The 6,708-nt window shown below is 69.4% G+C and carries 7 protein-coding genes; 2 read left to right on the plus strand and 5 right to left on the minus strand.

Annotation, left to right across the window (positions count from 1 at the left end):
- Positions 1-9: 9 nt before the first annotated feature.
- Positions 10-1,461, minus strand: a complete 1,452-nt coding sequence (locus tag AC3WL8_RS34325; protein WP_492379744.1) for an MdtA/MuxA family multidrug efflux RND transporter periplasmic adaptor subunit — start codon at positions 1,459-1,461, stop codon at positions 10-12.
- Between the two features lie 339 nt (positions 1,462-1,800).
- Here AC3WL8_RS34325 and AC3WL8_RS34330 point away from each other — a divergent pair, with 339 nt between their 5' ends.
- The gene (locus AC3WL8_RS34330) at positions 1,801-2,544 is read left to right on the plus strand and encodes a response regulator (protein ID WP_013955665.1); all 744 of its coding nucleotides are present in this window, start codon (positions 1,801-1,803) and stop codon (positions 2,542-2,544) included.
- Between the two features lie 52 nt (positions 2,545-2,596).
- The gene (locus AC3WL8_RS34335; protein ID WP_013955666.1) at positions 2,597-3,868 is read left to right on the plus strand and encodes an ATP-binding protein; all 1,272 of its coding nucleotides are present in this window, start codon (positions 2,597-2,599) and stop codon (positions 3,866-3,868) included.
- Between the two features lie 28 nt (positions 3,869-3,896).
- Here AC3WL8_RS34335 and plsY read toward each other — a convergent pair whose 3' ends face one another.
- The 4 genes from plsY to AC3WL8_RS34355 all read right to left on the minus strand — a co-directional run bounded on the left by plsY (position 3,897) and on the right by AC3WL8_RS34355 (position 6,557).
- Positions 3,897-4,505: a glycerol-3-phosphate 1-O-acyltransferase PlsY gene (gene plsY, locus AC3WL8_RS34340; protein WP_013955667.1), complete on the minus strand. Its 609-nt coding sequence runs from the start codon at positions 4,503-4,505 to the stop codon at positions 3,897-3,899.
- Between the two features lie 122 nt (positions 4,506-4,627).
- A complete protein-coding gene (locus AC3WL8_RS34345) occupies positions 4,628-5,119 on the minus strand; it encodes an aminoacyl-tRNA deacylase (protein WP_153955656.1) in 492 nt (163 codons plus the stop codon).
- A gap of 23 nt (positions 5,120-5,142) precedes the next feature.
- Entirely contained in the window at positions 5,143-6,081 is a 939-nt protein-coding gene (gene xerD, locus AC3WL8_RS34350) for a site-specific tyrosine recombinase XerD (protein WP_492379745.1), read from the minus strand.
- Positions 6,078-6,557: a methylated-DNA--[protein]-cysteine S-methyltransferase gene (locus AC3WL8_RS34355; protein WP_013955670.1), complete on the minus strand. Its 480-nt coding sequence runs from the start codon at positions 6,555-6,557 to the stop codon at positions 6,078-6,080. The genes xerD and AC3WL8_RS34355 overlap by 4 nt, the downstream gene beginning before the upstream one ends.
- Between the last annotated feature and the right edge of the window lie 151 nt (positions 6,558-6,708).

Genomic DNA, 6,708 nt, shown 5'->3' on the forward strand with positions numbered 1-6,708 from the left:
GCGGTGTCCTTACTGCTGCGCGCCGCTGGCGGGCGGGGCGCTGGCGCCGGCGTCGCGGTGGCGGCGATGTTCGCCGGCCGCGCCGGAGGCTGCGGCCCCGCTGGCGTCGGCGTGCGCGCCGCTGGCACCGCCGCCGTCCCGGTTGCGTCGGCCGCGCCCGCGCGGCTGGCTGGCCGGCACCACCGCGGCGGCGCGCGCGGCCGGATCGACGGCCTCCACCGTCATGCCTTCCTTGAGGCGGTCGGCGCCGTCCACCACCACGCGCTGGCCGGGCTCCAGGCCCTTGAGCACGGCGTTGCGGCTGCCGTCGCCCGGGCCGAGCGTGACCACCTGCACCTTGACCTTGCTGGCCTCGTCCACGGTGTAGACAAAGGTGCCCTGCTGGCCGCGCTGGATTGCGGCCACCGGGATCACGGTGGCGTCCCTGAGGGTATCGACGCGCGTGCGCACGTTGACGAACTGGTTGGGGAACAGCATGCCGTCTTCATTGGGGAAGACCGCCTTGAGCTTGACCGTGCCGGTGGTGGTGTCGATCTGGTTGTCGGTGGTCAGCAGCGTGCCTTCGCCCAGCTGGTTGCGCACCTGGCGGTCCCAGGCCTGCACCGGCAGCTTTTCGCCGGCGTTGAGCTTCTTCAGCACCGAGGGCAGGTTATCCTCGGGGATGGTGTACATCACGGCAATCGGCTGGATCTGCGTGATCAGCGCGATGCCGTTGGTGTCGCCGGTATTGACGATATTGCCCGGGTCGACCTGGCGCAGGCCGATGCGGCCCGACACCGGCGCCACGATCCTGGTGTAGCCCAGCTGCAGGCGCGCGTTGGCGACATTGCCCTGGTCGGTCTTGACCACGCCCTCGTACTGGCGCACCAGCGCGTCCTGGGTATCGACCTGCTGCTTGGAGATCGAGTCCTGGCCCAGCAGGGTGCGGTAGCGCTGCTGGTCCAGCCTGGCGTTCTGCAGCAGCGCCTGGTCGCGCGCCAGCTGGCCCACGGCCTGGTCCAGCGCGGCCTGGAACGGGCGCGGGTCGATCTCGGCCAGCACGTCGCCGGCCCTGACCATCTGGCCTTCCTTGAACAGTACCTTGAGCAGCGGGCCGGACACCTGCGCGCGCACGGTGACGTTGGACACCGGGGTCACATTGCCCAGGCCATTGAGCACCACGTCCATATCGCGCTTGGCCACGGTGGCGACCACCACGGGCGAGCGCGGCATGCCGGGGCCACCGGCGCCACCCCGCGCGCCCGGGCCGCTGGCACCCCGCTGCGCGCCTGCCGCCCCGGTCGCCTCCTGCGGCGCCTGGCCGCGATGGGCATACCAGTACCAGGCGCCCCCCGCGAGCAGCAGCGCCAGCACGCCGGCGGTCAGCCGGCGCCGGCCGGTGCGCCGCGGCGGAGTGCCCTCGGGCGGACGCGAAGACGGAGTCGGGGTGGGGGTAGGCTGGCCTTGTTCGGGGTTGGACATGTCCGCAAATCCTGGGGGCGGCGCGCGCGGCGCGCCGGCAATGTTCGGTCTGGCAAGTGACGATGCAGCAGTATGCCGCAACGCCACGGGCGCCGGCCTGCCGCGTGGGAGGGCACGCCGCGGGGTGGCCGGCAGGCCGGCAAGTGCCGTGTGGCGCGCAATGCGGCGGCGCCGGTGGCACGTCATGCCGCAAGGATAATGTGCGGGCCCGGACGCCCGTATTTCGGCGCCCGGCGCTTTTATTACAGCGGATTACCAGCGCCCCGGGTGTAACCTCCGGAAACAAAACCGCCCGGCCAAACCGGCATGTGTGGCGCCGGGGCTGACTATCATGTGCCTATGCGAACGAACCAGCCTACCCAGATCCTCGTCGTCGACGACGATCCCGAACTTCGCGACCTGCTGCGCGAGTACCTGACCCAGCAGGGTTTTGCCGTCTCGGTGATGCATGACGGCGACGGCCTGCAGGCGCGCCTGGAGCGCGAGCGCCCCGCGCTGATCGTGCTGGACCTGATGATGCCCAAGGTCGACGGCCTGACCGCGCTGCGCAACCTGCGCGCCAAGAACGACGATATCCCGGTGATCCTGCTCACGGCCCGCAGCGACGAGATCGACCGCATCGTCGGGCTTGAGATCGGCGCCGACGACTACCTTGGCAAGCCGTTTTCGCCGCGCGAACTGCTGGCGCGCATCAATGCCGTACTGCGGCGCAAGCTGGCGCGCCCGGCGGCGGCGCCCGAAGACCGCGAATCGGTCGCCTTCGGCCCGTTCCGCGTCAATTTCCGCCAGCGCACGCTGACCCGTGCCGGCCAGACGCTGTCGATCAGCGATACCGAGTTTGCGCTGCTCAAGCTGCTGCTGATGCATCCGCTCGAAGTGCTGTCGCGCGAGCGCATCGTCGAACTGATGTACGGCAGCGCCAGCGGCATTAGCGACCGCGGCATCGACGTGCAGATCTGGCGCCTGCGCCGGCTGCTCGATGAAGACGCGCAGCGCCCGCGCTATATCCAGACGGTGCGCGGACGCGGCTATACCTTCGTGCCCGACGAAGCGGAAGAGATGTCCGCGGGGCTCCCCGAATAATGGCCGCGGCGCCCGCCCCCTGGCGCCGCTTGCCACCAGATCCTGCTTTGCGATGAAGTTGCGACGTATCGACACCCTGTTCGGCCGCATTGCGCTGCTGATCGCCGCCGTGCTTGTGATCAGCCATTTCTCATGGCTGGCCATCCTGCGCATGGACCGCCGCCAGCAGCAGGTGGACTATTCCGTCGAGCAGATGCTGTTCCAGCTCGACAGCATCGAGCGCGCGCTCGACGCGCGTCCGCCGGCGAAGCTGCCCAGCCTGGTGGAGACGGCCAACACGGCCGACGCCGAAGAGCATGCCACCGTGCCCAAGGGCGGGCGCTCGCGCCGGCTGGTCGAGCAGTTCATCGGCAGGCTGCCGCAGGGCACCGAGATCCGGCTGGAGGACGAAACCACGCCGCGCATCTGGATCAAGCTGCCCAGCCGCGCCCGCTGGATCGCCATGCCGATCCTGTGGGTCCACAATCCGCCGCCCGACAACCGGCTGGTGCCGGGCGTGATGCTGGTGGTGGGCGTGGCCATCATCTTTGCCGTGCTGATCGCCTGGCAGATTCAGCGGCCGGTGCGCGACATGGCCAATGCGGCAGAGCTGCTGTCGCGCCAGCACGCCGTGCCGCCGCTGCGCGAGCGCGGCCCGCATGAGCTGCGCCAGCTGATCGAGCGTTTCAACCGCATGGTGGCCGACCTGGCGCGCATCGACCAGGAGCGCAACACCATGCTGGCCGGCATCGCGCATGACCTGAAGACACCGCTGGCGCGGCTGCGCCTGCGCGCCGAGATGCTGGCCGATCCCAAGGCCGCCGCGGGGGTGACGCGCGACGTGGAGTCCATGTCGGCCATCGTCGAACAGTTCCTGAGCTTCGCGCAGACCAGCGAGTCGACCGCGCGGCCGGTGCCGGTGGACCGGCGCGTCAATGAGCTGGCCGCGTCGCTGGCCGAGCAGGAGCGCCAGGTGGTGCTGTCGCTGGGCGCGGGCGAGGGCTTCCGCATGATCGCCACGCAGCTGGACCGCATCGTCGGCAACCTGGTCGACAACGCCTACGCCTATGGCAAGCCGCCGGTGTGCATTGCGACCGCGCGCACGCCGGAGGGTTACCTGCTGGTGGTGGAGGACCAGGGCGCCGGCATTCCCGAGGATGACAAGGATCGCGCTACGCTGCCCTTTGTGCGGCTGGACCCGGCTCGGGGCGGCAATGCGCATTCCGGGCTGGGGCTGGCGATCGTGGACCGGCTGGTGCGGCAGGCGGGCGGGAAGCTGAACCTGGTGAATGCCGACGGCGGCGGGTTCCGGGTGGAGATGCTGTTTGGGGCAGCCGAGGCCTGAGCCGGCGTCAGGGCTGCCCAGGCTGTTTTCAGACCTTCTTCTTCTCGCCGATCCGACTTTCCTTGCCGGCCAGCAGCTTCGCAATATTCTGCCGGTGCCGCGCAATCAGCAGCACGCTGATCACGAAGATCGCCCCCGTCATCACGTCCACGCCGTTCATCAGCACATGGAAGAACGGCGCGAAGATCGCCGCCACCAGCGCCGCCAGCGACGAGTAGCGGAAGAAGAACGCGATGACCAGCCACGTGGCCAGCGTGCCCAGGCCCAGGATCGGGTCGATGGCCAGCAGGATCCCGGCCGCAGTGGCCACGCCCTTGCCGCCGGCAAAGCGGTGGTACACCGGGAACAGGTGTCCCAGGAAGACTGCCAGCGCCACCATGGCCAGTCCGGTTTCGTTCAGCCCGTAGGCCGGCCCGAAGCGCGCGGCCAGCCATACCGCCAGCCAGCCCTTCAGGGCATCGCCGATCAGCGTCAGGATGGCGGCCTTCTTGTTGCCGGTGCGCAGCACGTTGGTGGCGCCGGGATTGCCGGAGCCATAGGAGTGCGGGTCCGGCAATCCCATCAGCTTGCTGACGACTACAGCGAAGGAAACGGAGCCGATCAGGTAGGCGGCAAGGGCGAAAAGCAGATTGGCCATGTGTAGTGGGGTGTTTTCAGGCTGGCGCGATTGTAGCGCGGCAGGGGCCTCGCTACGTCCGTGACTTCCCGGATTGGCATCGAAGCGTCCCTCGGTTTGCGCGGGGGCGCCCGGTCATGTGCTCAGTCAGGCAGTGCGCATTGCACCGGCTGGGCGTCCACCAGCGTGGCCAGCAGCGTCGGGTCCAGGCTGACCAGGTAGCCGCGGCGCCCGCCGTTGATATAGATGCGCGCCAGCTCCAGCACGGTCGCTTCCACGTAGACCGGCATGCGCTTGCGCGTCCCGAAGGGCGAGGTGCCGCCCACCATGTAGCCGCTGTGGCGCTGCGCCACCTCGGGCTTGCACGGCTGCACGCTCTTGCGGCCGGCCTGGCGCGCCAGGTTCTTGGTCGAGACCGAGCAGTCGCCGTGCATCAGCACCACCAGCGGCTGCGCGCGCTCGTCTTCCATGATCAGGGTCTTGATCACATCGTGCTCGGGAACGCCCAGCTGGCGCGCCGATTCGCCGGTGCCGCCGTGCTCGACATAGTCATACGGATGCTCGCCGAAGGCGACGCCATGCTTGCGCAGGTACTGCGTGGCGGGGGTTTCTGATACGTGCCTGGTCTTGCTCATGACAGTGGTCGCTGCCCGCTTGCTCAGCCGCGCGGATGGTGCTGCTGGTGCAGCTCGCGCAAGCGTTCGCGGGCGACGTGCGTATAGATCTGGGTGGTGGAAATATCGGCGTGGCCCAGCAGCAGCTGCACCACGCGCAGGTCGGCGCCGTGGTTGAGCAGGTGCGTGGCAAAGGCGTGGCGCAGCGTGTGCGGCGACAGCGGCGCGTGCACGCCGGCATCGCGCGCATGGCGCTTGATCAGGTGCCAGAACGCCTGCCGCGTCATGCCTTCGCCGCGCTGCGTGACAAAGAGCGCGTCGCAGGCGCGCCCGGCCAGCAGCGCGGGGCGCGCACTGGCCAGGTAACGGCGCAGCCAGTCGCCGGCCTGCTGGCCGAACGGCACCAGCCGCTCCTTGTCGCCCTTGCCGCCGACCACGCGCGCCACGCCTTCGTTCAGGCCGATCTCGATGGTCTTCATCTGCGTGAGCTCCGACACGCGCAGCCCGCTGGCGTACATCAGCTCCAGCATGGTGCGGTCGCGCAGCCCCAGCGGCGTGTTGGTGTCGGGCGCTTCGAGCAGCGCGTCGACCTGGGACTCGGTCAGGGTCTTGGGGTAGCGCGGCGGCTGCTTGGCGGGGCGCAGCAGCAGGCAGGGGTCGGCTTCGACCAGGTGTTCGCGCAGCGTCCACTGGTAGAAGCGGCGGAACACCGCCAGGCGCCGGTTGGCCGACGAGGCGCGGGTCTGCGTGTGGCGCGCGTTGAAGTAGGCCGACAGCGCGCCGTCGTCCGCGCCCAGCAACTCGCCGCGGTGCTCATGCTGCAGCCAGCGCGCCAGCAGTGTCAGGTCGCGCCGGTACGCATCGATGGTGTTGCGCGAGAGGCCGTCTTCCAGCCACAGCGCGTCGCAGAAGCGGCTGACCAGTGCCACGTCGGCGTCGCTGGGCGCGGTGGCGATGTCAGGTGGCTGGGCGGCGCCGCTCATATCAGCATGGCGCCCTCATGGCGCAGCAGCCAGCGTTTGACGTCGAGGTAGAAGCCGTCTTCGGCATGGTGCGAAAAGCCGCCGATGCCGCGCGCCGAGACCACGCGATGGCAGGGGATCACGATCGGGAAAGGGTTCTGCCCGCAGGCCTGGCCCACGGCGCGCGGCATCGCGCCGATGGCCTCGGCGATGGTGCCATAGGTGGTCACCGCGCCGCGCGGCACTGCGCTGATGGCCTGCCACACGCGCTGCTGGAAGTCGCTGCCGGCCGGGGCTAGCGGCAGGTCGAAGGCGGCGTCGGGATTGGCGTAGTAGGCCTCCAGCTGCTGCGCGAGCTGTTGCGTCAGCGCGTCCGCCGGGGCGCGCGTCTCGACGTGCTCGGGAAGATACACGATGGCCCGGATGCGCGCGCCGTCCGTGCGCACCCCGATCTTGCCGAAGGGGGCGGTGAGGATGGCGTCATAGGTGGCGGGCATGGCGGTCAGGCTGGGGCGAATGCTGGATTTTAGTGCTTTTTGGCGCGGGCAAGAAAAAAGGGCCGCCTCGCGGCGTAATGCCGTTCAGTTAAGGTCCTTTCTGAGGAACCGGACGGTGTAGCGCTTAGGCAGGGCTTTGACCACGCGGGGG

It is taken from the genome of Cupriavidus sp. FW305-F7 (assembly GCF_058782875.1).